At 61.8% G+C, this 23363-nt stretch carries 26 protein-coding genes; 12 read left to right on the top strand and 14 right to left on the bottom strand.

Annotated features, from left to right (window positions below):
- Nucleotides 1-8: 8 nt before the first annotated feature.
- Complete coding sequence (locus tag MTP16_RS00540; protein ID WP_243514930.1) at nucleotides 9-1082, bottom strand: hypothetical protein; 1074 nt, start codon at nucleotides 1080-1082, stop codon at nucleotides 9-11.
- A gap of 117 nt (nucleotides 1083-1199) precedes the next feature.
- Nucleotides 1200-2474 (bottom strand): serine--tRNA ligase, encoded by a 1275-nt coding sequence (gene serS / locus MTP16_RS00535; RefSeq protein ID WP_243514928.1) that lies wholly within the window; start codon nucleotides 2472-2474, stop codon nucleotides 1200-1202.
- A 441-nt stretch (nucleotides 2475-2915) separates the two neighbouring features.
- On the opposite strand from serS, the gene rho reads away from it, so the two are divergent.
- Nucleotides 2916-5276 carry a transcription termination factor Rho gene (gene rho, locus MTP16_RS00530; RefSeq protein WP_243514926.1) on the top strand — a complete coding sequence of 787 codons (2361 nt, stop codon included), beginning with the start codon at nucleotides 2916-2918 and terminating at the stop codon, nucleotides 5274-5276.
- Between the two features lie 167 nt (nucleotides 5277-5443).
- Here rho and MTP16_RS00525 read toward each other — a convergent pair whose 3' ends face one another.
- Nucleotides 5444-6385 carry a DUF3667 domain-containing protein gene (locus tag MTP16_RS00525; protein WP_243514925.1) on the bottom strand — a complete coding sequence of 314 codons (942 nt, stop codon included), beginning with the start codon at nucleotides 6383-6385 and terminating at the stop codon, nucleotides 5444-5446.
- 98 nt (nucleotides 6386-6483) lie between these two features.
- On the opposite strand from MTP16_RS00525, the gene MTP16_RS00520 reads away from it, so the two are divergent.
- Nucleotides 6484-7155, top strand: a complete 672-nt coding sequence (locus MTP16_RS00520; RefSeq protein ID WP_243514924.1) for a DsbA family protein — start codon at nucleotides 6484-6486, stop codon at nucleotides 7153-7155.
- Nucleotides 7156-7248: 93 nt separating this feature from the next.
- Here MTP16_RS00520 and MTP16_RS00515 read toward each other — a convergent pair whose 3' ends face one another.
- From MTP16_RS00515 to MTP16_RS00500, 4 genes are all read right to left on the bottom strand, one after another.
- Nucleotides 7249-7881: a hypothetical protein gene (locus MTP16_RS00515; RefSeq protein ID WP_243514923.1), complete on the bottom strand. Its 633-nt coding sequence runs from the start codon at nucleotides 7879-7881 to the stop codon at nucleotides 7249-7251.
- Nucleotides 7882-7962: 81 nt separating this feature from the next.
- Nucleotides 7963-8835, bottom strand: a complete 873-nt coding sequence (locus MTP16_RS00510) for a UbiA family prenyltransferase (protein ID WP_243514922.1) — start codon at nucleotides 8833-8835, stop codon at nucleotides 7963-7965.
- A 129-nt stretch (nucleotides 8836-8964) separates the two neighbouring features.
- A complete protein-coding gene (locus MTP16_RS00505) occupies nucleotides 8965-9750 on the bottom strand; it encodes a class I SAM-dependent methyltransferase (RefSeq protein WP_243514920.1) in 786 nt (261 codons plus the stop codon).
- A 69-nt stretch (nucleotides 9751-9819) separates the two neighbouring features.
- Nucleotides 9820-10323: a hypothetical protein gene (locus tag MTP16_RS00500; protein WP_243514918.1), complete on the bottom strand. Its 504-nt coding sequence runs from the start codon at nucleotides 10321-10323 to the stop codon at nucleotides 9820-9822.
- 938 nt (nucleotides 10324-11261) lie between these two features.
- On the opposite strand from MTP16_RS00500, the gene MTP16_RS00495 reads away from it, so the two are divergent.
- The 9 genes from MTP16_RS00495 (at nucleotide 11262) to MTP16_RS00455 (ending at nucleotide 18990) form a co-directional block, all read left to right on the top strand.
- Complete coding sequence (locus tag MTP16_RS00495; protein WP_243514916.1) at nucleotides 11262-11945, top strand: hypothetical protein; 684 nt, start codon at nucleotides 11262-11264, stop codon at nucleotides 11943-11945.
- A complete protein-coding gene (locus MTP16_RS00490; RefSeq protein WP_196286342.1) occupies nucleotides 11942-12235 on the top strand; it encodes a winged helix-turn-helix domain-containing protein in 294 nt (97 codons plus the stop codon). The genes MTP16_RS00495 and MTP16_RS00490 overlap by 4 nt, the downstream gene beginning before the upstream one ends.
- 311 nt (nucleotides 12236-12546) lie before the next feature.
- Nucleotides 12547-14184, top strand: coding sequence for a DUF4153 domain-containing protein (locus tag MTP16_RS00485; protein ID WP_243514914.1), 1638 nt, complete (start codon nucleotides 12547-12549; stop codon nucleotides 14182-14184).
- On the top strand, nucleotides 14177-14578 hold the full coding sequence (locus tag MTP16_RS00480; protein ID WP_243514912.1) for a hypothetical protein: 402 nt from the start codon (nucleotides 14177-14179) through the stop codon (nucleotides 14576-14578). Before MTP16_RS00485 ends, MTP16_RS00480 begins: the two co-directional genes overlap by 8 nt.
- Nucleotides 14579-14618: 40 nt before the next feature.
- Nucleotides 14619-14834, top strand: a complete 216-nt coding sequence (locus MTP16_RS00475; RefSeq protein ID WP_243514909.1) for a hypothetical protein — start codon at nucleotides 14619-14621, stop codon at nucleotides 14832-14834.
- Nucleotides 14835-14878: 44 nt separating this feature from the next.
- A complete protein-coding gene (locus MTP16_RS00470) occupies nucleotides 14879-15238 on the top strand; it encodes a hypothetical protein (protein WP_243514906.1) in 360 nt (119 codons plus the stop codon).
- Nucleotides 15239-15518: 280 nt separating this feature from the next.
- Nucleotides 15519-15911 (top strand): hypothetical protein, encoded by a 393-nt coding sequence (locus tag MTP16_RS00465; protein WP_243514903.1) that lies wholly within the window; start codon nucleotides 15519-15521, stop codon nucleotides 15909-15911.
- Nucleotides 15912-15960: 49 nt separating this feature from the next.
- Entirely contained in the window at nucleotides 15961-16422 is a 462-nt protein-coding gene (locus tag MTP16_RS00460; protein ID WP_243514900.1) for a hypothetical protein, read from the top strand.
- Nucleotides 16423-16596: 174 nt separating this feature from the next.
- Nucleotides 16597-18990, top strand: a complete 2394-nt coding sequence (locus MTP16_RS00455; protein ID WP_243514898.1) for a penicillin-binding protein 1A — start codon at nucleotides 16597-16599, stop codon at nucleotides 18988-18990.
- On the opposite strand, the gene MTP16_RS00450 is transcribed toward MTP16_RS00455, so the two are convergent.
- Nucleotides 18987-19589 (bottom strand): DUF4274 domain-containing protein, encoded by a 603-nt coding sequence (locus tag MTP16_RS00450; RefSeq protein ID WP_243514896.1) that lies wholly within the window; start codon nucleotides 19587-19589, stop codon nucleotides 18987-18989. The genes MTP16_RS00455 and MTP16_RS00450 overlap by 4 nt on opposite strands.
- A gap of 47 nt (nucleotides 19590-19636) precedes the next feature.
- Nucleotides 19637-20332, bottom strand: coding sequence for a DUF2625 domain-containing protein (locus MTP16_RS00445; protein ID WP_243514893.1), 696 nt, complete (start codon nucleotides 20330-20332; stop codon nucleotides 19637-19639).
- Between MTP16_RS00445 and MTP16_RS00440 the strand changes: the two genes are divergently transcribed.
- The gene (locus MTP16_RS00440; protein WP_243514890.1) at nucleotides 20324-20467 is read left to right on the top strand and encodes a hypothetical protein; all 144 of its coding nucleotides are present in this window, start codon (nucleotides 20324-20326) and stop codon (nucleotides 20465-20467) included. The two genes, MTP16_RS00445 and MTP16_RS00440, sit on opposite strands and share 9 nt — an antisense overlap.
- Here the strand turns inward: MTP16_RS00440 and MTP16_RS00435 are convergent.
- From MTP16_RS00435 to MTP16_RS00415, 5 genes are all read right to left on the bottom strand, one after another.
- A complete protein-coding gene (locus MTP16_RS00435) occupies nucleotides 20464-20997 on the bottom strand; it encodes a DUF4274 domain-containing protein (protein ID WP_243514887.1) in 534 nt (177 codons plus the stop codon). The genes MTP16_RS00440 and MTP16_RS00435 overlap by 4 nt on opposite strands.
- An 81-nt stretch (nucleotides 20998-21078) precedes the next feature.
- Complete coding sequence (locus MTP16_RS00430) at nucleotides 21079-21288, bottom strand: RyR domain-containing protein (protein WP_243514884.1); 210 nt, start codon at nucleotides 21286-21288, stop codon at nucleotides 21079-21081.
- A gap of 386 nt (nucleotides 21289-21674) precedes the next feature.
- On the bottom strand, nucleotides 21675-22088 hold the full coding sequence (locus MTP16_RS00425) for a type II toxin-antitoxin system VapC family toxin (RefSeq protein ID WP_243514881.1): 414 nt from the start codon (nucleotides 22086-22088) through the stop codon (nucleotides 21675-21677).
- On the bottom strand, nucleotides 22085-22339 hold the full coding sequence (locus MTP16_RS00420; protein ID WP_243514878.1) for a ribbon-helix-helix domain-containing protein: 255 nt from the start codon (nucleotides 22337-22339) through the stop codon (nucleotides 22085-22087). Before MTP16_RS00420 ends, MTP16_RS00425 begins: the two co-directional genes overlap by 4 nt.
- Before the next feature lie 59 nt (nucleotides 22340-22398).
- A complete protein-coding gene (locus MTP16_RS00415; RefSeq protein WP_243514873.1) occupies nucleotides 22399-23331 on the bottom strand; it encodes a TIGR01777 family oxidoreductase in 933 nt (310 codons plus the stop codon).
- Nucleotides 23332-23363: the final 32 nt, after the last annotated feature.

The raw sequence follows: 23363 nt of genomic DNA, 5'->3' as shown, positions 1-23363 counted from the left end.
TACCCGCCCTACCAAGTACCCGCTGGCCGCTGCCCGGCCGCCAGTGCGGCTAGTTGTGCAGCATCGTAGGGCGAAGAAAACACCTGCGGCTCGGCGTGAAATGCTTGGAACAGCGCAAACACATAGCGCATACGTTCCTTGATGCGCGTCCAGTCGCCGGCGGCCGTGCCTCGGAACGGGGTGCCGCTTTGCACATTGCCGCTGCCCTGGCGCAGCAGGGCCAGCGCCTGCTCGCTTTGCGCGGACTGCGGCAGGGCCAGCGCCGCCGCTGCTTCATTGGCTGGTACATCCTGCGCCACCGCCAGCCGCACCGCCCCGATATCAAACTGCAGCAGCCGCTGCGTCACGCAACGCCGGATGATGAGCGGCATGGCCCCCTGAATGTAGGGTTCGAGGCGCACGTGCTCGTGCCACACCGCAAAGCAGTTGCCGAAATAAGTAGCCTGCTCTTTCTCGGCCGCGCTGCTTGCCATTCGGGCCCGGTAGTATTGGGTGAAGGCCTGCCGCAGCAGCTCTTGGTTTTGCTGGCCCACCGCACCGGGCTGCAACGGCGCCAGAAACGCGGCGGCATCGGCCGGCTGGGCGGGCGCGGCCTGCACCAGCCAGCGCAGAAACCGCACCGTTTGCAAGCCAATGTCTTCCAGCACCGTGCGGTTGCCGGCCAGTACCAGACCCGCCGAGCGCCGCCGGCTCCGGTTGATGATGAGGCGCCCGGCGGCAATGCCACAAGCCGCTCCCAGCACGGCCGCCCCCGGCTCCAGCCACAGCGGAAATTGCAGCAGCCAGCCGCAGCCCACGCCCACTAGTGCCCCTACAATGCCGCCCACGATGGTGCCGTCGCGGCGGGCATCGTCCAGGTCTTCCTGCCGAATGGTGACGCCGGCCTTGCGCGAGCCCCACACGGCCCAGGAGTGAAAGTTGGCGCCGGCCCCGGCCCCCAGCGCCCGCTGCAAGGCCTGCGAAAGCAGGTAGTGGCAGCGCGTAATCAGCAGGTTGGCCAGCACCGGGTCGGGTTCCCGCACCGCGGCCTCAATTTCCTGCTGCAACTGCTCGACTTCATCAAGGGAAACAATATCGGACATGGGCGCGGGCGTTGAGGTGAGAACCGCAGAAAAGTAGCTACAAACCACCACAAACGACGAGGCGGCCCCGAAACATTGTTCCGAAGCCGCCTCGCTGCGCTAGTCAGCAATTAATGCCTACCCAATCTTGCTGAAGCCGCAGTAGCTGTGCAGCACCTCCGGCAGGTTGATGCCGTCGGCCGTTTGGTTGTTTTCCAGCAGGGCGGCCACGATGCGGGGCAGGGCCAGCGCCGAGCCGTTCAGGGTGTGCAGCAGCTGGGTTTTGCCGCCCTCGGCCTTGTAGCGGCACTTCAGGCGATTGGCCTGGTAGGTTTCGAAGTTCGAGGCCGAACTCACTTCCAGCCAGCGGCCCTGGGCGGCGCTCCACACCTCCAAGTCGAAGGTGAGGGCGCTGGTGAAGCCCATGTCGCCGCCGCAGAGGCGCAGCACGCGGTAGGGGAGGCCCAGCTTCTGCAGCAGCCCTTCAATGTGGGCCACCATCGTGTCGAGGGCCGCGTAGCTGTGCTCGGGCTCCGTGATTTGCACAATTTCCACCTTGTCGAACTGGTGCAGGCGGTTGAGGCCGCGCACGTCGGCGCCCCACGAGCCGGCTTCGCGGCGGAAGCAGGGCGTGTGGCCCGTGATGCGGATGGGCAACTTCTCCACCGGAATAATCTCGTCGCGGTAGATGTTGGTCAGCGGCACCTCGGCGGTCGGAATCAGGTACAGGTCGTCCTTGGCGTCGTGGTACATCTGGCCTTCCTTGTCGGGCAGCTGGCCGGTGCCGTAGCCGCTGGCCTCGTTCACCAGAATGGGCGGCTGCATCTCGGTGTAGCCGGCGTTGCGGGCCTCATCGAGGAAAAAGTTGATGAGCGCGCGCTGCAGCCGGGCCCCCTGGCCCTTGTACACCGGGAAGCCAGCGCCGGTGATTTTCACGCCCAGCTCGAAGTCGATGATGTCGTACTTCTTAATCAGGTCCCAGTGGGCCAGCGCGTCGGCGCCCAGCTCGGGCTTGGCGCCGTGCTCGCGCACCACTTCGTTGTCGGCGGCGGCGCGGCCTTCAGGCACGCTGGCGTGGGGCAGGTTGGGCAGCTTGTAGAGCAGCTGTTTCTGGGCTTCTTCCACCTGGGCCAGCTCGGCGGCGGCGCTTTGGGTGTGCTGCTTCAGCTCAGCGGTGCGCGCTTTCAGGGTTTCGGCGCCGGCCCGGTCGCCGGATTTCATCAGGCCACCGATTTGCTGGGCGAGCTTGTTGGCTTCGGCCTGGGCTGAGTCGTGGCTGGTTTGGAGCTGGCGGCGGCGCTGGTCGAGGTCGAGGATGGCAGCTACGTCGGCCGGGCCGGTGGGGTAGCGCTTTTTGGCGAGGCCGGCCAGCACGAGGTCGGTCTGGTCGCGGAGAACGGAAAGTTGCAGCATAAAAAGAAGGTAATGCGGGCAAAGGTCGTAAGAAATCTGACCCGCTCCGCGTCCTGCCGGTGATACCTACGCCGCGCTTGGCAACTTATTTCCCAATCCGCCGTGTTTAAACCATATCCAGCCGCATCCGATTTGGCGGTTTGCCCGTAATGCCCTAACATTGCGGGAGCAACCGGCCGCCGTGGTCTGGGTTCGCGGGCCGCAGTGCCTGCCCCCGGCCCGTCTCTTGCTGAAAATCCCAGCGGCCCATTCTGCACCACATTTCCTGCTTATTCTGATTGCGCCCCAGGCGCGTATCCGGTGCCTTTTGTGCACCCCGCGAGTACCCGTTGCGGCCCCGCCGCCTCGTGCCATTGCTGGCCCCGCAAGCCCTTTCGTTGGCTTCGCCGACAAGCCAGCTCCCTCCCCGCCCCAAGCCGATGTTTCCCCTTTATTCCCTTTATGTACACCATTAACGAGCTGAAGGACCGGCTGTTGTCCGACCTCAAAGAGATTGCCGAGAAAATGAACGTGGGCAATTTCAAGCGGCTGAGCAAGCAGGATTTGATATACAAAATCCTCGACCAGCAAGCCCTGACTCCCACCGCTGACGAGCAGCCCGCCCCCGCGCCGGCCGCACCAGCTCCCGCCGCGGCCGAAGCACCCGCTACCGCGGCCGCTCCAGCCCCCCGCGCCAGCAAGCCGGCCCGCCGCCCGGCTCCCAGCACCGCCGAGCAGCCTTTCTCGGACGTAGCCCCGCCGGCCCGCAAAGCCCAGCCCACCCGCCCGGCCCGCGAGCCGCGCCGCGAAGCTGCTCCGGTTGCCCAGGCGCCCGCCGTTGAACCCACCGTCGAAATCCTCGACCCCATCGAAGGCCTGGCCCTGGTGCCCGCCGCCGATGCCACCGGCGCCGTGCTGGCCGCCGAGCCCGATACATCTTTCACTTCGGTGCCCGAAACCGCGCTCGAAGCCCCTGCTGCAACGGAAGCGCCTGCCACTGAAGCGTCGGCTGAAACTTCTGCCGATGCCCCGGCTGCCGACCAGAACGGTAATGCCACCCAGCCCCGCCGCCGCGAACGTGTGGACCGGGCCGGCCGCCCCATCACCGAGCAGCGCGCCGCCGAGATGGCCGCCGAAAAAGCGGCCGAAGCGGCAGCCGCCGCTGCCGCCAAACTGGCTGACAATGGCACTGAAAACCGCGAAAACAACCCGGAAAACCGCCGCCGTGAATTTGGTGGCAACGGCTTCGCCGACCGCCGCGACAACCGCGCCGACCGTTTCGAGCGCGACATGCGCGAGCAGCCCCTGCGCGACGGCCGCGACCAGCAGCGCCCCGCCCGCCAGGACCAGCAGCCCCGCGACAACCAACAGCCGCGCCAAGATAACCAGCCCCGCGAGCCGCGCAACGACCAACCCCGCGAACCCCGCCAGGACAACCAGCCGCGGGAACCGCGCAACGACCAGCCCCGCGAAAACCGCGACGGCCAACCGCGTGAGCCCCGTCAGGACCAACCCCGCAACAACCAGGACCAGCCGCGCGACGGCCGCGACAACCGCAACCTGACCCGCGAGGAGCGCTACGCCCTGCGCGACCAGCAGCGCCAGCAACGCCAGCAAAACGCCGACGGCACGCCCCGCACCGACCAGCCACAGGGCCAGAACCAAAATCAAAACCAGCAACAGCAGCGCCCCCAGCGTCAGGACCTGGATTTGGTGGTGCCCGGCGGTGGCACGTTTGAGCTGATGCCGGACGGCGGCTACGGCTTCCTGCGCTCGCCTTACTACAACTACCTCAGCTCGCCCGACGACATTTATGTGTCGCCGCAGCAGGTGAAGCAGTATGCCATGAAGGCCGGCGACACGGTGGTGTGCACCATTCGGCCGCCGCGTGAAGGTGAGAAATATTTCGCGCTGGTAGGCGTGGAAAGCATGAACGGCCGCACTGTGGAGGAAGTCCGCGACCGGGTGCCGTTTAGCCACCTCACGCCGCTTTTTGCCGATTCCAAGCTGAAACTGACCACGAAATCGACCCAAATCAGCACCCGCGTGCTCGATTTGTTTGCCCCGATTGGCAAGGGCCAGCGCGGCCTCATCGTGGCCCAGCCCAAGACCGGCAAAACCGTGCTGCTGCAGGAAGTAGCCAATTCCATTGCCGAAAACCACCCCGAAGTCTACCTCATGGTGCTGCTCATCGACGAGCGCCCCGAGGAAGTGACCGACATGGCCCGCACCGTGAAAGCCGAAGTGCTGAGCTCGACCTTCGACGAAACGGCTGACCGCCACGTGAAAATTGCCGAAATGGCTCTCGACAAGGCCCGGCGCCTGGTGGAGTGCGGCCACGACGTGGTGATTCTGCTCGACTCCATCACCCGCCTGGCGCGGGCCTACAACACGGTGCAGCCCAGTTCGTCGCGCATCCTCTCGGGTGGTATCGACGCGGGCGCGCTGCAAAAGCCCAAGCGCTTCTTCGGTGCGGCCCGCAACGTGGAAGGTGGCGGCTCGCTCACCATCATCGCCACGGCCCTTATTGAAACCGGCTCCAAGATGGACGAGGTTATCTTCGAGGAATTCAAGGGCACCGGCAACATGGAACTGCAGCTCGACCGCAAGCTGGCCAACAAGCGCGTGTTCCCGGCCATCGACATCCCGGCTTCCGGCACGCGCCGCGAGGACCTGCTGATGAGCAAGGACGAGCTGAACCGCGTGTGGGTGCTCCGCAAGTTCATGTCGGACATGACGGCCACCGAGGCCATGGAATTCCTCAAGGACCGCATCAAAGGCACCAAGGACAACGAAGAATTCCTGCTGGCCATGAACGGCTAGGTAATTTCTGGTTCGGCCATAAAAAAAGCCCCGTGGCAGCACTGCCACGGGGCTTTTTATTATATATCAACGAAGTATTGAGCCTAGCACTACCGCGGTAGCATATCGAGGCCGTAACGGCGGGTGCGGCGAAAGGATTCAACTTCGGGCAGCTATTTCTTTTCAGTCTAAGAAGCAGCCCAATAGCACACCAGAAACAGGGCAAAACGGTAGGGCGCTATCATGGCCACCACGAATGCCGCGGTGTAAAGCACGGGCTTGCTCCAGCGCCAGGCCACGGCCGGCATCCGGCGCCAGCCCCGCGGCGTGGGCTCAAGCGGAAAAACATGGTTGAAAAATAACGCTGTGTAGCCGATGGTAAGCAGCAGCATCATCAAACTGATGAGCCCGTCGTTGTTGAACAGGGGCATCAACGCCGGCACGACGAAAGCGGACAGGGAAACCAGCGCCACCACGGCATACAACAGCAAAATGCCGGCAAAGAGGTAGGTATTCACCATTATCCATTCGACGAAGTAGCGGCGCTGGCGCCAGAACAGTAGCCACAGCGGCGGCAGCAGCAATGGAATGAACAGGAAAACCAGGCTCTTGGAGTAGCTGTGCGCCAATGCGTTGAAGTGCCGCTCAAATTCGGTGTACTGGAAATGCGTGTTGGGCATGTGCCGCAGGTGTTCCAGCACCAGGCGGTTGGCAAAAGGGCGGTAGCCATTGGTGGAATGCAGGTGGCTGGTGAGCTTGCTCTCGAAGGGGCTGAAGTGCGACACGCTGGCCACTAAGTAGAACAGCAGGTTGGTGATGAGGAACAACTGTACCGGCGGGGCGTGGGCCACGCGGCGCCCCTGCAGCCATTCCGCCGCCAGGAAGCCCGGCCGGCGCAGTTGTAGCCACAAGTCGCGTAGCACGCGCAGGTCGAAGTGCGTGACGGTGTCGACGGTATGCTCCAGGAAGTGCTTGAGGGCGTAGTCGTGGCGGTGCAGGCGCTTTTCGCCGCAGGCGTGGCAGTAGGGGCCGGCCAGCGGCGTGTGGCAGCTGGCGCAAACCGGGGTTTCGGGCGTGGGCGGCACGGGTACCACCAGCGCCGGGGCCAGGGGCGGGGAAAGTGTTTCCATCAGCAGGCGAAAGAGTTAGCCCATAAATGTGGCGAATTTTCGGAAGCTTTCACAGCCATCGTGCCTGCGCCCCGCCGATTGTGCGGTTATTTTGCCCGATGACCCCAGAAACCGCGCCCGCCCACCTGCCCGAACTGCTCTACATTCAGGACCCGCTCTGCGGCTGGTGCTACGGCACGAGCCCGGTCATCAACCGCCTGCAGAAAGAATTTGCGGGCCGGCTCGACGTGTCGGTGCTGTGCGGCGGCATGGTAAAGGGCGAGGACGTGGGCCCCATTGCCGACATTTGGGACGACCTGCGCCGCAGCCTCAACGATGTGGAGGAAGTGACCGGCGTACAATTTGGTGAAGCCTTCAAAGTCCTGGGCGCTGCCGGCGAGTACATCTACGACTCGGAGCCGCCGAGCCGGGCCATTGCCACCTTCCGCCAGCTCACGCAGGACCCGGCCCGCACCGTGGCCTTTGCCCACGCCGTACAAGGGGCGCTTTTCCGCGACGGCCTGGATTTAAACAACCCTTCTACTTACAACGAGCTGCTGACGCCTTTTGAGGTGGACGTGGTGGAATTTCAGCGCCGCTGGGCCGCGCCGGAAAGCGCGCAGGCTGCCCGGCAGGAATTTGCCGCCGTGGCCCGCATTGGCGTCGAGGGCTTGCCCACGGCCGTGGTGCGCATTGGCGAGCAGGGCTACGTGCTGGCCCGCGGCTTCCAGCCCTACGAGCAGATGCGGGCGGGCCTGGAGCAGCTCCTGCGCGAGGAAACGGGCGGCTAGCACGTGTACCCCGAAGCTCCTGCTTCGGCTCGTTGAACGATTGATGTTTCGGCGGGCCGAAGCAGGAGCTTCGGGGTACACGTGCTGGCGGCGCTATTGCACCCGCACCACCTGTTTGGTAAGCGGCGACCAGGCGATGCGCTGGCGGTCTTCTTTGCCCTTCAGGTAATCGAAGCCGATGGCATCGGGGCGGTGCTGCAGGTCGTCCCAGGTAGCGCGCTCCAGCGTCTCCAAGCCCGTTGGAAATGCCGCGTTCGGGTCAATGGCCGGCGTGTGAAACTGCGAAGGCACGAAAAACCGGTCGATGCGGCGCAGCACGTAGGTTTCGCGTTCGGCGCGGGTGGCGGTGGGGTTTTTCATCTCGTACACCAGCGCCGCTTCGAGGTCGGGCTCGGTCAGCATCTCCCGGAAAATGACCTCGCCGGTGGGATTGGTAATGGTGAACTCGCCCGTGCCGTCGAGGATGGACGGGCCCCGATATACCAGCTTGAACAAGTCGGCCGGGCCCTTGGGGTTGCTGAAGTTGTGCTTCTGGCGCACGGTCCGCAGCGTGTCGCTCACGGCCGAAACGGCTTTGGTGCTGGCGGTGTCGGGGGCGGGCAGGGCGGTGGCATCGGCCGGGCTTTCCGGGTCGGCCGCGCCGAAGCCTGGTTCCCCTCTTTCCGCCGAAGGATTAGAATTGCAAGCTGCCAGCAGCGGCAGCAACAGGAGCCAGGAAAAGCGCATGGCGAAAGCTGATTTGTTGGAAAATGTGGAGCTAATACGCTACCGGTAGCGCTCTGAGTTGCCTCAACCGTTGGCCGCTGCTCAGCGCCACAGCAGCATGGCAATGAAGGCCGCGCTCAAACACAACGATGAAACCTGGTTCATGCGCATGGTGTGCTCAAAATCGGCGGCCTTTTCGTCGTGCCACACCGCCCAGGCCCAGCGGCTGAACAGTGACACCACCGGCCCCGTGGCCACCAGAAAAATCAGCAGCGGCCGCATTTCCTGCCGCAGCCAGTAGGCCAGCCCCAGCGCCGCCGCGCCCGCCAGCAGCCCCACCGCCGCAAACACAAACGTGCCCCGAATGCCCAGCCGCAAGCTCAGCGTGCGGTCGCCGCGCCGGGCGTCTTCCGCGTGCTGATACACCTGCGTGAGCGGGTAAGAGCCGCACAAAAACAGCGTGCTCACCAGCGCCAGCAGCAGGTTGGTTTTCTCAAAAAGCTGCGCCGAAGCAGCGCCCACGCCCACCTGCGTCATCAGCAGCGTGAACGCGCCCTGGAACACCACCACCACCAGCGTGCTCAGCAGCGGGTACTTTTTCAGGCGAATGCCTTCGTAGCTATATGCCTTTGAAACCAACAAATAGATGACAACCAGCGCCGCAAAAGGCCACGACAGCAGTGCCGCGCCCGCCACCGCCAGCGCATCGAACAGCCACACCAGATGCAGCAGCTCCGGTGACACCTTGGGCGGCGCTTTCAGCCCGCCGATGCTGCCCTCGTCCCGGTCGTAGTAGGAGTTGTAGCCGTTGGATGCCGGGTAGGCCAGCAAATGCAGCACCCCGAACACGCCCAGCGCCCGCCACCCGCTCCAGGGCCCGCGCAAGGCGCTCAGCCCAAACCAGAACACCGGCATGAGATACACCGAAAACGGGATGCGCAGCAGCGGCAGGGCTTTTTTGTAGGCGGTGAGCAAGGAATAGTTAGAAGTTAGCGGTGCAAAGTGAACAAAGGAACATCATGTCGAGCGCAGCCGGGACATTTCGCCTCGGAAAACTAAATACTGCAGCACGCGAGATTTCCCGGCTGCGCTCGACACGACGTGCTACTTCGGCCAACCAATCAAATACGTCACCTCCGGCCCCCACCAGTGTCGTTTCTTGCCCGCCTGCCAGGTAAATCGGCCGGCTGGGTCGGCCGCGTGCGCCAGTTTCAGCAGCTCATCCACCGGGTACATGCGCAGCACCGACACCGTGCCATCCCAGATGGTGCAAAGCGGAATGAGGGGAATCAGGTAAGTGAATACCAGCCTGCTGAGCCGGAACGGCCGGTAAAACGGCGTGAGCAGCAGTTGCGCGACGGGCAGCACCGTCCAGGCCAGCAGCAGCTCGGCCCAGTGCTTGCCCGCGCCCTCAAACACCCCGATGCCGGTGCCGGCTTGCACGGCATCGCGCAGCATGGCCGTAGCCGCCCCGGGTGGAAAGTGATGGAAGGCGGAAAACAGGGTGCGGAAACCGGTTAGGTGAACTGGCACCGCCAGCGCATTCACGGCCGCCGGTTCGTAGCCGATGGCGCCGTGGGTGCGGCGGGCAATGTCGGCCCAGGCCGTGGGCTGGGGGTAGAGGTCGGTGAGAAGAATGGTGGCCCGGGGCTGGCCGTGGGCGCGCAAGGCGGTGAGCACGGTTTCGGTGCCGCCGCCCGCACCGGCCCCCAGTTCCAGCACGCGGGTTTGGCCGGTGCGGACCATGCCCTCGGCCAGCAGCGGCGCAATGGGCCGGTAGGTACCCAGCCAGGAAATCATGAAGCGCAGGTAGTCCATCATCCCGGCCCGGATGACAGCCGGAAACCACGGCAAATCCTCGAACTCAAACAACCGCAGGCGAAGGCGCATGGGCCCACCTTACGCACAAAAGGCAAAGCCGGCTGGTTTTGCGGGCTACAGAAAGCGCCGCGGGCTTTATCAGTGGGCCAAGTAGGCCGGGGCGGCCTTCCCGGCGCGTTGCCGCCATGTGCTAAGCAGGGGTGCCGGGCGGCTCAGCCGCTTGGCCGCCAGGCGCGGCCGGTAAAGCCACGCTACCGTGAGCAACGCCGCGGCCAGGTAAGGCCACGTCAGGCTCAGCAGGCTGGCGGGCGAACCCAGGGGCAACCCGTACAACAGCAGTGCATTGGCGCCCGCGAAGGCCAGCAGCACACCCGCCAGCGCCGTGAGGCGGCACCGCCAGCCTGTGCAGGCTCGCTGGGCCAAGGCAAAAACGGGCACCGCCAGCGGCACCGCCGCCAATGAAAGCAACGCCGCCACCAAGCCAATGAGCAGCGGCACTTTGACGTCGGCCGGCTCGGCGAGGCCAAAACCGGCTACGAGTTGCGCGGTGCCGCCCAAGTTAGTGAATAGCCACACGTACAGCGTGCTCGTCAGGGCGGAGGCATGGGCCGGGGCAGCGGTAGTCGGGTAAGTGAGTTTCATAGCAGGCAGGTCAGAAGAGAGGGCAATCAGGTAGCAAAACCATGTGCAGATTGAGATGCCTTGTTTTGCTGGCTCGATTTACGATGCCTTGTAAATGAGTGGTTTGTTGGGCCGGGGATTATATTTTTTGGAATAACTCACTCATTTTGGGAATTCGCAGTGGCAGGGTATTGAACTGGTGCTAAGTCTATCAGTTTGCCGCTTGTGGCTTTGGCTGCTCAAGAGCGCGCGATGCGGAACTACGCGCTTCCGAACGCGGGACACACTCCAGCTTTTGGCAACCATTGAACGGTCTGCATGGCATTTAATTGTCTCATGCCCGGTGCCCGTAGTGGTATTTGAGAAGCAATGGTCTTTAGCAACGAAGCCAGGACAACAAGAGAAGCGAAATGGCTGCCAAGGCGAAGCAGGATTGTTCAAAACGCTTCCACTGCTCTGGCCGAGGGCCCGGGTCCGCCGGGCCAGAAAAGGGGTTTGTGGTACACGCAGGTTGCGGCCAAAAGCGTTGCGGGCCAATATGCCCAGGCGCTGGCGTAGAGGGCAATGGCCGCCAGCGTGCCGGCCGTCACAAACAAGAAAAAAGCCGGGGCGACGAAAAGGGTGCTCACCTACGCCAGGGCGCGCTGCCTTTGTTTCGGCATTGCCAGCAGCTGTCGAAAAAGCGGGGCTACTGGCACAACCAGCGCCGAGCCCCCAGGGTAAACCCATCCGCCAATAGCATGGCAAACGGTTCATTACCAATGTCAAATTGGAGCGGACTTCAGTAGACGTTTACGAATAGAAGGCCGCCAATTCCCGGTGCGTTGGTCAATAACCAAAGTGCCCAGGCCTGGCGAGAGGTGGCCTGCTCACGTGATGGCATTGAAAAAAAGTTTAGCGAGGGTGAAAATGTATCAGTTCTTTTCTTCAACTTTGCAATACAAAGCACTTCGATACTTATGAAGCCCGCCAACCCCGACCCCTTAGCCCAACTCACCGAAATCCGCGCCATCATGGAGCGCAGCTCGCGCTTTTTGTCGCTCTCGGGCCTGAGCGGGATAGGAGCGGGCGTGGTGGCGCTGCTGGGCACGGCCTTCAGCATGCGCCTGCTCGAAAGCGCTTTTCAGGACGCCTCCGTGGTGGGCGGCTATGCCCGGCTCTTGCATTCCACGCCCGAAATGCGGCTGCGGGAGCTGCCTAGCTTGCTTTTCCTCACCGGCAGCCTGATTGCGCTGGCGGTGCTGGTGGCCTTTTACTTCACGCGGCGCCGCACCCACAGCGGCGGGCAGAAGCTGTGGAGCGCCCCCGGCCGGCGGCTGGCGGTAGCCCTGGCCATTCCGCTGGTGGCGGGCGGTTTGTTCTGCCTGCGCCTGTATTTGGGCCCTGATGTGGCGATGGTGATGCCGGGGCTGCTGCTGTTCTACGGCTTGGCGCTGCTCAACGCCAGCAAGTACACGTTGGAAGAAATTCGCTGGTTGGGCGTCACGCAAATTGGCCTCGGGCTGGTGTGCATGCTGCTGCCGGAGTACGGGCTGCTTTTCTTTGCACTGGGTTTCGGACTCGGCCACATCGGTTATGGCCTGGTGATGTATAACCGCTACGAGCGGCCGGACGCGGCTGCCAAACCCGTCGTCTCTTCGTGAAGCACCTCATCCACACCCTCAACAAGGCTTTCGACCACCGCGTGCGGCTGGGCGTGATGGCCGTGCTGATGGCCAACGAATCCGTAAGCTTCAACGACCTCAAGGAAGCCCTCGACCTCACCGACGGCAACCTGGCCAGCCACGTGGCCGCCCTCGAAAAAGCCGAATACGTACTGGTGAGCAAGCAGTTTGTGGGCAAAAAACCCAACACCACCTACGCCGCCACCGCCGCCGGCAAAGTAGCCTTTCAGCAACACTTGGAGACGCTGGAAAAGCTGCTGCGGGGGTAATCGTCTGTCATCCTGAACGCAGCGAAGGACCTTTTCACGTCTGAATTAGTTGCTGCAAAATTCCCAGCGTGAGAAGGTGCTTCGTTGCGCTCAGGATGACAGACCACACATGCAACTCTCTTTTTTTTGCCTTTAAACTTTGAAATACAAAGTTCTTTAAGATGAAAGCAGAGCTCATTCTTCCGGCCCTTGCTGAAGCAACCAGCCCGTACTGGCGGCTCATCAAGTACTCCTACCCATTTGCGCCACACCCATAGCCTCGCGGCTAATTTTTTTGAAAATCTACTTTGAAATACAAAGCGTTTCAATCGATGGAAACCTCCCTCCAACCCGGGGCCGAATGGCCCGCTGCCTCACCGGTGACATTTGCCACTACCACGCCGCACACGCCAATCACCAAGGCGCAAAAGGTGCTTCTGCCGCTGGGCATGGTGTTGTTCGACTGGCTGTTCTGGCAGGAAACCGGCGGATTGAACATGCTCGTCTTCACGGTGTTTGTGGTAGCGGCGCAACTGGTACTGCTGCCGCGCGTGGCGGCGGTGCGCCGCTCGGGCTACTTCTGGCTGGCGGTGGTCGGCACGCTGTTTAGCGGGGCGATGATGGCCGTGTATGGCTCGGGCGCGGCGGCGCTGGCCTGCTGGGTATCGGTGCTGCTGTTGTTGGGCTACGTCAATCAGCCCCACCTCAAGCTGGTGCTCTACGCCGCGCTCACGGCCGCCAGCAGCGCGGCGCAGGCCTGGCTGCGGGTATTGCGTGGGCTGCGGGCACCGCGCCACCGGGGTGCGGGCGTGCGCCGGAGCTGGTTCTACGGCCGCTTGCTGGTGGTGCCGCTGGTCATTCTGGGCGCGTTTCACCTGCTCTTCGCCATCGCCAACCCGGTGTATGACCAGCTGAGCGGGCGGGTGCTGGCGCTGCTGGGCGACTGGCTGGCCCGGCTGATTCCCGATATCTCGCTGGCGCACCTGCTGTTCGTATTCATGGGATTTGTGGTGGTGACCGGGGCGCTGGTGGTGGTGCCGGTGTACGTGTTTGCCGACCACGAATCGCGCTTCGGCGAGTTCATCCGGCGGCAGCGCGACCGGGTGGCCTCCTTCGGCGTGCGCCGGCCCGACTTCCGGCTGAAAAACGTGCGGGTGCTGGATTTGCGCAAGGAGTTTTACGCCGCCGCGGCCGTGTTTGGGCTGGTGAACGTGCTGTTGCTGGTGGTGAATGCCATCGACATTCGCTGGCTGTGGTTTGGTTTTGAGCCCGCGCCGGGCTTCAACCTCATGCAGTTCGTGCACGAGGGCACGTATGTGCTCATCTTCAGCATCCTGCTGGCTATGGGCATCGTGCTGTGGTTTTTCCGGCGCAACCTCAATTTCTACCAGCCCGGCCTGCGCTGGCTGCGCGGCGGGGCCACGGTGTGGGTGGTGCAGAATGCGGTGCTGGCCGTGTCGGTGGGGCTGCGCAACTACTACTACATCCTGCACTGCGGGGTGGCCTACAAGCGCATCGGGGTGTGTTTTTTCTTGCTGCTGGTATTTTTCGGGCTGGCCACGGTGCTGCTCAAAATCTGGCAGCGCCGCTCGGCCTACAGCCTCGTGCGGCTCAATGCCCTGGCCGCCTACGCGGTGCTGCTCATGCTGGCCGCCGGCAACTGGGAGGTGTGGATGGCCGAGTACAACCTGCAGGCCCGCTTTCGTAGCATCGACATCGGCTTCCTGCTCAACATGCCCAACCGGGTGCTGCCCGTCCTGCAGGCCCGCCGCGCCGTGTTCAACCAGGTGTCCCAACTCACTGCCGACACCTATTACGGCACTTATCGGGTCATCGAAGCCGCCGAAGCCCAGCGTCGCCTCGATGTTGCCCTAGCCAATGCCCGCGCCGCCTACGCCGCGCCCACCGACTGGCAAAGCTTTACCTGGGCCGATTACGAGGCCGGCCAACAGCTGCGCGGCCATGAATAAGCTCATTCACACGGCCCCGCCGTCGGGCCTTGGGCGCTGGTTAACCCGCAGCCTGACCTGGGCGGTGGCCTGCGTGCTGCCTTGCGCCGGCCTTGGGTACTGGGTGATGGTGGTACAGGGCGCCGACTGCCGCACCTGCGGCACCGGCTGGTTGATTACGCCACTCACGGTGGTCCTCGTGCTGGGTGCTAACCTTTTTTACCACAAGGCTATCATTGGCTTCGGCTCCTTTTTTCAGCAAATTACCTGCCGTGGCTGGGCCAGAGATATGGCCTTCGGCTGGGCCGTAGGGCTGCGGCTGTTGCTGGCCGGCTGGTGGGTAGTGAATGCGATACTGGCTTTGATGATGGTACTCAGCTGGTTCGATGACGGTAAGAATATGTGGGTTGAATAGTTCCAGTAATCAGTTTCTAACGCAATCGAGCCTTAACGCAATGTTTCCTCAATTCGCCCTCACTTTCCTCGGCATCCTATTCTGCATCGGCGACGTGGCCGTGCTTGGCGTGCTGCTCACCTGGCAGGAGCGGGGCGCCACGCCCGATGTGCGCTGGCAGCGCCTGGTGCGCGGCGTGCTGCCGGCCACGGTGGTGCTGCTGGCGTTGCTGCTGCTGGCCTTCACGCAACTCATGCTGCTGTGGTCGTCAAAATAGCGCCCCGGGCTTTTTCTCAATTCAGCTTTTTACTCGTTCGCCTTATGTTCCAGCATCATTTGCGGCACTTCCTGCCCCACTGGCCCGCGGTGCCGCCCCGGCTGTGGGGCACGGCCGCGGGCATTGGGCTGGTGGGCCTCAGCCTGCTTTTCGAGCAGGAAATCTGGCCCAACTCGCCACGGGCCGAGTTCTGGACCTGGGTCGTCCTCACGCTGTTGTTGCTGGCGGGTGGGTTGCAAACCATTGGCGTGCTGCTACGCTGGCCTCTGCGCTATGATGGGCCGCGCTGGCTTCGACTGGCGCTGAGCTGCGTGTCGTTGGCGCTGGGCCTGGGCGTGGCCATGGTTACGCTGTTGCTGGCGTGCCTCAGCGGCCTGCGGGCGGCGTTTCTGGGCGTCGGGTGAGGCCAATTGGAGGCCTGTAACCAACAATGTGCCGAGCTGTTTAGCACTAATTAGATAGAATTTTGTTAAATTGAAATTTAATCTAACCAAGAACGGAGTCGCCGGTGTGTTGCCCACAAAGGTGCGAATGTGCCCATTGTCAAGGCTGAAACCAAATGAAGGGTAGAATAGATGCTATGTCTGAATAGTAACAAATCCAAGTTTGTTGTTTAGCTTGGCAGCCCGTCGGGCTTTCCGCATCTGAGAAAGGCTTGTGACGGCTTCTCGCTTGCCTTCGCTCATGGCCCGTACGCTGCTTTTGGTTGTGCTGCTCATCGCCTTGCTCATCGAGGTGGCGCTGACGGGGGGCGCCTTCTTCGCGCCGTCGTTCACCCTCGCGCAGTTCGGCGTAAAATACGGACCAGAAACCAGGTTTCTGACTTACATTCTGGGCTGGCTGCTGTGCTTTGTTTCATTAGCTGCCTTAGTAGCATTAGTGCAGGTGGCGCAGCGGCAGCGGGGTTACGCAGCCTGGTGCTACGTGCTGGGCATGTGGTGGGTAGGTATTGGCATCGGCATCTACCTGGCTTTCGGCAAACCCGACAACCTGCTGCTCGATTCCGTCAAGGGCCTGCTCATTGTGGTCCTGACCTGGCGCTGCCAGGCCAGCCGCGTCATGCTGCGCCGCTACTAGCGGCGGCTGCCTATATTGGCGGCGTATTGGCCTCGTCTCTGCCCGCGCTATGCCTCATTCGCACCACCTGCATCCGCTGCCTTCCATTCCCAAAATTTCGCGCCTGGGCCGCGGCCTCGCGGCTGCGCAGGTGTTGAAGGAAACGCTCAGCATCGTGTTTCTGGGTCTGCCGCTGGTGCAGGAGGAGCCGCTGGTGCTGCTCTCGGCGCTGCCCGGACTCACGCTTTACCTGCTGCACTGGCAGCTGGCGCTGGGCCGGGTAGGGCGGGTGTTTGCCGGGGTGGTGTGGGTGCTCACGCTGCTCGATGAGCTGTGGGGCTTGCTACTGTTTAAGGAATTGGAAGCTCCTACGCGGGGACAGGTGCGCATGCTGCACTGGAGCTACTTTCTGGGGCTGGGCATTATTCTGCTGGCCTTGGCCGAGCTGGTGTGGCGCTGGCAGCGCAACAAAGTCCGGGCCCGCCGCAACGTGCACCACCAGGCCATCCTGGCCGCCCGCCAGCGCCGCTAGCCCGAGTACCCCGAAGCTCCTGCTTCGGCTTGCGTCTGCATCGTTCAACGGGCCGAAGCAGGAGCTTCGGGGTACTCGGGCCATCCGGCCCCTTCTTGCTTGGGGCCGCGGCTTGGTATATTTGTCGTTCTTCGCGGCTAAGTTTCGACTTCGCTCTCTACTCTGCAGCCTCGCATGGCCGACTCCCAACCGACAAGCTCTTCCCTTTCTTCGGGCTCCAAACCGAAAGCGCCGCGCCGCCGCTGGCCCCTGCGGCTGGCCAGCTGGGCCTGGGTGCTGTTTGGGCTGGTTATCATCCTGTTTCTGGTGTACCCGTTTCTGGTGAGCACCAATTTTATGTTCCTCTTCGGCAAGTCGCCCAGCCTGGCCGACTTGGAAAACCCCAAGGTGGAGCAGGCGTCGGAAATCTACACGTCGGATGGCGTGCTCATCGGCAAGTATTTCCGCGAAAACCGCTCGCCGGTGGCCCTGAGCCAGATTTCGCCCGTTCTCGTCAAGGCCCTCATTGCCACCGAGGATGTGCGCTACTACGACCATTCGGGCATCGATTTGCAGGCCGTGGTAGGTGGCGCGTTTTCGTCGTTGCGTGGGGAGAAGCGCGGCGGCTCCACTATCACCCAGCAGCTGGCTAAAAACCTGTATAAAATCCGCCGCCAGCAGAGCCGCGGCGCCCTGGGCTACATCCCGGTGGTGAGCACCATCGTGGCCAAAACCAAGGAATGGCTCACGGCCGTGGACCTGGAGCAGCGCTACACCAAGGAGGAAATTCTGCGGATGTACCTGAATACCGTGGAGTACGGCTCCAGCGCCTTCGGCATCAAGGTAGCGGCCAAAACCTTCTTCCACACCTCGCCCGACAGCCTCAAGCCCGAGGAAGCCGCCATGCTGGTGGGCGTGCTCAATAACCCCACGGCCTACAACCCCAAGTTCCACCCGGCCGCTGCCTTGCGCCGCCGCAACGTGGTGCTCGACCGCATGGGCCAGGCCGGCGTGCTGCCCGCCGCCCAGATTCAGGCCCTGAAGGCCACGCCCATCGTGCTCAACTACCACGTCGAGCCCCACATCGACGGGCCCGATACCTACTTCCGCAGCGCCATCAGCCAGTTTGTCGACGCTTGGTGCGACAGCACCGGCCACGACATGTACCGCGACGGCATGAAAATCTACCTCAGCATCGACTCGCGCATGCAGGCCCACGCCGAGGAAGCCCTGCACGAGCGCATGAAGGCCCTGCAACGGCAGTTCGACAATTTCTGGCGCAACCGTGGCTCGAACCCCTGGGTGGACGAGAAAGGCCAGGAAATCCCCGATTTCATCCTCACCCAAATGAAGCGCACCGAGAGCTACAAGAGCCTCGCCAATCGGTACAAAAACCAGCCCCAACGCCTCGATTCGGCCCTCAACGCCAAGCGGCCGATGAAGGTGTTCACCTGGAAGCACGACGACAACGACACCACGCTGGTGATGTCGCCGCTCGATTCGCTGGCCTATTACAAGCACTTCCTGCAATCGGGCATGATGTGCATGGACCCCTACACCGGCCAGATTAAGGCCTGGGTGGGCGGGCTCGATTTCCGCTTTTTCCAGTACGACCACGTGAAGCAGGGCAAGCGCCAGGCTGGCTCCACGTTCAAGCCCTTCGTCTACCTCACCGCCCTCGACAACGGCTATTCGCCCTGCGACCGCATTCGGGACCAGCGCGTCACCATCAACTACGTCGAAAACGGCCAGCCCATGGAATGGAAGCCCGACAACGTGACCCGCGAATACACCGGCATCAACATGACGCTGCGCCACGCCATGGCCCGCTCCGTGAACTCCGTAACGGCCCAGCTGACCGAGAAAGTGGGCTGGGAAAACGTGGCCAAGTACGCCCACAAAGTCGGCATTACCTCGCCGCTGCTGCCGGTGCCCAGCATCGGCCTGGGCTCGGCCGGCGACGTGAGCGTGTACGAAATGGTGGACGCCTACAGCACTTTCCTCAACAACGGCTTCCGCTCCGACCCGCGCCTCGTCACCCGCATCGAGGACCGCAACGGCAACGTCATCCAGCAGTTCGACCCCGTGCAGCACCGCGCCATCCCGGCCGAAACCGCCTGGCTGATGACCTACATGCTGCGCGGCGGCATGGAAGAACCGGGAGGCACCTCCCAGGCCCTCTGGGACTACGAGCTCTGGAAAAACGACAACCAAATCGGAGGCAAAACCGGCACCACCTCCAACTACTCCGACGGCTGGTACATGGGCATGACCAAAGACCTGATGACCGGCGTGTGGGTGGGCGGCGAAGACCGCAGCATCCACTTCGTGGGCTCGCAGCAGGGCGAGGGCGGCCGCACGGCCCTGCCCATCTTCGGCAAGTTCATGGAGAAAATCTACCAGGACAAAGAGCTGGGCTACACGCCCGGCCACTTTCCCAAGCCCACCGTCAAAATCAACAAGAAGTACACCTGCGTGTCTGAGTCGGAGCCGCGCCGCCGTGCCGTGGCCGTCGATACCATCGCCGCCGACAACCTGCTGGAGCAGATGAACAACGGGGGCGGCGTGCCGGATAGTTTGCGGCGCTAGGCGAATAGGAACGGCTTGCCTTTGGTGGGCACGAGCAGGTAATTAGGTACCGACCATTTTTCCCTTAGATTGTCAGCGTATAGCTTCCCAGCGGCGGGGTCATCGTGTCGGTCGTAGGCAATCTGCTGCTGGTAGAAACCCCGTTCCCAGTTACCCATGATGCTTTGCAGCAGCGGCAACACGCCATCCTGCAAGCTCATTTCTGATTCGTCGGTGTATTCTTGATAAAAATCTGGCTGCGAGCGCCAGAAAATCAGCGCCGCCGTGCCCTGGTCGCAATTAGGACTATCAACTATCCAGCTAAGCACTTCCGGGCCATCGTCCCAATTATAGATATAGGCTAAATAATGCAGCTCCGCCGGGCTAGTGATGGAGTCAAACAGGTTTTTGTCTGGTGTACTGTCTTTAAAACTGAATTCGAAGAAATGCTCTTGGAGGAATTTGGCGCGCTCTTGGGAAATAGCATGGGCCATATGCAACTTGTGCTTCGTCCAAATGCTAAGCTGATTAATTGCATTTAGTAGCGCTATGCTCAGGGTATGAACTCGTCGCTTGAAGTGCCGCCAAATTCTCTTATTGAGCATAGTTTTTTGTTGCAAATAGCGTGGATGAATGTTGGACGCTACTTGATGGACACCATCCGGCGCTAATGAATCCCGAGTTGCTGGCGCATGTCGTTACTGAACATCCAAAGCTCTTGGATGGGCACTGGTTTCCGCAGAACCTTACTTAGATTTTTTCCTTCTGTGGTGAATAAAAAAGGGTAACAACTGAAGCCTTGATTGCTATTGAGGCTGGCTACTTCCTGTTGCCAGCCTTTCCAACGCATCTTATCGTAAAACTTTTCCAGATTGCCGGAAAAGCAGAAAACCAAAAAATTAGAGTAGCCCTTGTTTAGCGGCTCCCACTCCAGGTTTTCGGGCGCGAGGTAATAAATTTTGCCGAGCATAGCTTGTCCAAAAGCGCCGCTGTTGAGCGCGAAAAAACCTCCCAACGCATCATCGGCAATCAGCAGAAGCCCTTTCTGCTTGTCCTTGTTCCAACCCATCAAATCGCGGGCGAGGCCCGGCGAACCAGAACCCAGGATGCGGAGCCAGCCATTATCCACGAGGATTCCACCCGTTTCGTAAACCACCGCGCCCATTGGCGAACGGGTGGTCACCTGTGCCGCTAGCAAAGCGCTGTCAGCGCGGGCCGCCGTCTTGGGCAATATTTGCACCTTGTTCTTCGCGGCTGTAATCCAGCCCTGCACCAGTGGCCAGCCCGGGTCTTGGGTGTTAATGAGCTCGGTCAGTGGGCGGGGTTGCATCGATTGGGCAAACAGAAAATCTGCTTGAAGCAAGAACAGGAGAAGCAAGGCAACACGCATAAGCAAAGCTACACCAGCCGCGCCGTGGCCGTCGATACCATCGCCGCCGACAACCTGCTGGAGCAGATGAACAACGGGGGTGGCGTGCCGGATAGTTTGCGGCGCTAGGCAAATAGAAAAGGCTTGCCTTTGGTGGGCGTGAGCAAGTAAGCAGGCACTGGCCACTTCTCCCGCGGATTGTCAGGGTATAGCTTCCCGGCGGCGGGGTCCTCGTGTCGGTCGTAAGCAATCTGTTGCTGATAGAAGCCCCGTTCCCAGTTACCCATGATGCTTTGCAGCAGCGGCAACACGCCATCCTGCAAGCTCATCTGCGATTCGTCAGTGTATTCTTGGTAGAAATCCGGCTGCGAGCGCCAGAAAATCAGCGCCGCCGTGCCTTGGTCGCAATGGGGGCTGTTAATTATCCAGCTAAGCACTTCCGGGCCAGCATCCCAATTATAGATGTGAGCTAAATAATGCAGTTCCATCAGGCTGGTGATGGTTTCGAACAAGCGCTTATCCGGTGTGCTGTCTTTAAAACCGAACCCTGAGAAATGCTCTTCGAGGAATTGGGCGCGCTCTTGGGAAATGGTATGAGCCATATGCAGCTTGTGCTTTGTCCAAATGCTAAGCCGATTAATTGCGTCGAGTAGCGCCATACCTAGCGTATGAATTCGCCGCCTGAATTGCCGCCATTTCTTCTTCCTGAGCATAATCTATGACGGCAACATAGAGCCACCTCAGCCACCCAACGCTTCAATGGCCGCGTACACCGTCCGCACGGTCATGCGGTCCAGCTCCTTGGCCGGTTCGCTTAATTGGGCGTAGGGTACCATCAGCTCTTCGCCGGTTTCGCTCAGCCGGGTGGTCACGCCTTGGTCGCGCTTGGTTTTCATCCAGGCTTCGTGGACTTTTTCGGCTACTAGTTCGAGGTCGGGTAATTGGAGCATAGGGTGGGTGGTTGAAGTAAAGGCAGAAACGAAGGTAGCAAACGGCTGCCCAGCCTCATCGGATGCGTTTCCGGAGCCATCGGCTGGCTTGCGGGGCCGTCGGACGCACTTACGGAGCCATCGGAGGCGATTCCGGATGCGTCGGCTGGTTTACAGAGCCATCGGAACGGTTTCCGGGGGCGTCAGACGCCGTTCCGGACCCGTTGACTGGCTTGCGGAAGCGTTGAAAGCCCTTCCGGATGCGTTGAATGACTTGCGGGGCCGTTGGAAGCCTTTCCGGAAACGTTGGACGAAGTTCCGGAAGCGTTGAATGACTTGCGGGAGCGTTAAGCGAGTTGCCGGAACTGTTGGAGGAGTTCCGATTATTGCTGACTCATTCACGTGACCTACGCCAACATAATAGCCAGCGCTGGCTCCATAACCGGAATGTTAGCCAGCGTAAAATCCTTGCCGTTGCGCGTCACAATGGCCTCTACCAACGGATTGGAGCGCGCCGAATAATATTGCAGGGCATCTTCAAAGTCCGTGAAGCCGGAGGTCAGCCCTTGCGCGATGACATCTGCCGAAACATCTGTCACCGCCAGCCACGGCAATATATCCGCCAGCAGCGCTCGTGCGTTGAGAGTCCGGTATTGCCGACTGATGATGTAGTGACAATTGCTGAACGAGATGCTCGCCGCATAAAGCGTCACCCGGCCGGTGAAAGCCAGGTCGAAGAGGACTGCCGCGTCGCTCGCAAAAGGTTCGCGTCCCGAGAGGTAGTCAATCAACACATTGGTGTCAACGAAGAAGTGCCTCATGCCCCGTATTTGCGCAGAATGGCCTCGGTAACGGCCGTCTTATAATCTACCTGTTGCAGCAGCGGCAAACTTCCTTTCAGCGCCTGCACCTCTGGGCTCAGGGGCGGGGTCGGTGGCCGCCACCCCAGTTGCAGCTTCGTTTGCAGCTCTACGATTTCCGCGACGCTTTTGCCGCTAAGCCGCGCCAGCTGCTCCAGCCGCTCCAGAAACGGCTGCTCAAAATGCACGGTAATGGGGGAGGACGTATTCATAATGCGATTGGTTGGATAAGCAAATTACGTATTACGTCCCAACAACCGCCCCATCCAATTCACTCCCCCCCATACAGCGCCTGCAGCGCCCCGCGCAGCTCCGGATACTCAAACCGGAAGCCCTGTGCCAGCACCTTGGCCGCGCTCACCCGCTGCGAAGCCAGCACGATGTCGCTCATCTCGCCCATGGCCAGCTTCAGGCCGAAGGCCGGCACCTTGGGCAAAATCAATGGCCGGTGCAGCACCTCGGCCAGCTCCCGGGTAAACTCCTGGTTCGTGACGGGGTTTGGCGCTACTGCATTGTAAGTGCCCTCCCAGGCCGCCCCTTCCAGCATGGCGATGAACAGGCGGCAAATATCATCCAGGTGAATCCAGGACATGTACTGTTTGCCGCTTCCCAGCGCCGCGCCCGCACCCAGCTTCACCGGCCGCGCAATCTGAGGCAGGGCCCCGCCCTCCTTGCTCAGCACAATGCCAATGCGCGGCACCACCGTCCGAATTCCCAGATGCGCAATGGGCGCGGCCGCCAGCTCCCATTGGTGGGCCACATCGGCCAGGAAATCGTGCGTAGGCAGGCCAGGCGGCGTTTCCTCAGTCAGCAATTGGTCGCCCGTGTCGCCATACACGCCAATGGCCGAGGCTGAAATAACGGCCTGCACGTGGTGGCGCGGGTTGCTAAGCTCGCGGTGCAGCAGCGCAAGCCCGCCCAGCCGGCTGCTCATAATGTCGCGCTTGCGCTCGTCGGTCCACTTGCCGTCGCTCACGCTAGCGCCGGCCAGGTTCACGATGTAATCGGCGTAGAGAATGGCCGCGTCGTCGATGGTGCCCGCCCGCGGGTCCCAGCGGAAGCTGCGGAAGTGGCTGCTCTTGGCCGGCTCGCGGCTCAGCAGGGCCACCTCGTAGCCGCTGTCAATCAGCATTTCGGCCAGCCGCGTGCCAATGAGCCCGGTGCCGCCGGTGATGAGGACTTTGCGAGGAGAAGTGTCGGTCATAATGCTTGTTTCAGACAAAAGTAAACCCGTCG

The organism is Hymenobacter monticola, assembly GCF_022811645.1.
GTDB classification, from domain to species: domain Bacteria; phylum Bacteroidota; class Bacteroidia; order Cytophagales; family Hymenobacteraceae; genus Hymenobacter; species Hymenobacter monticola.
This window is presented reverse-complemented; position numbering and strand designations above follow the sequence as displayed.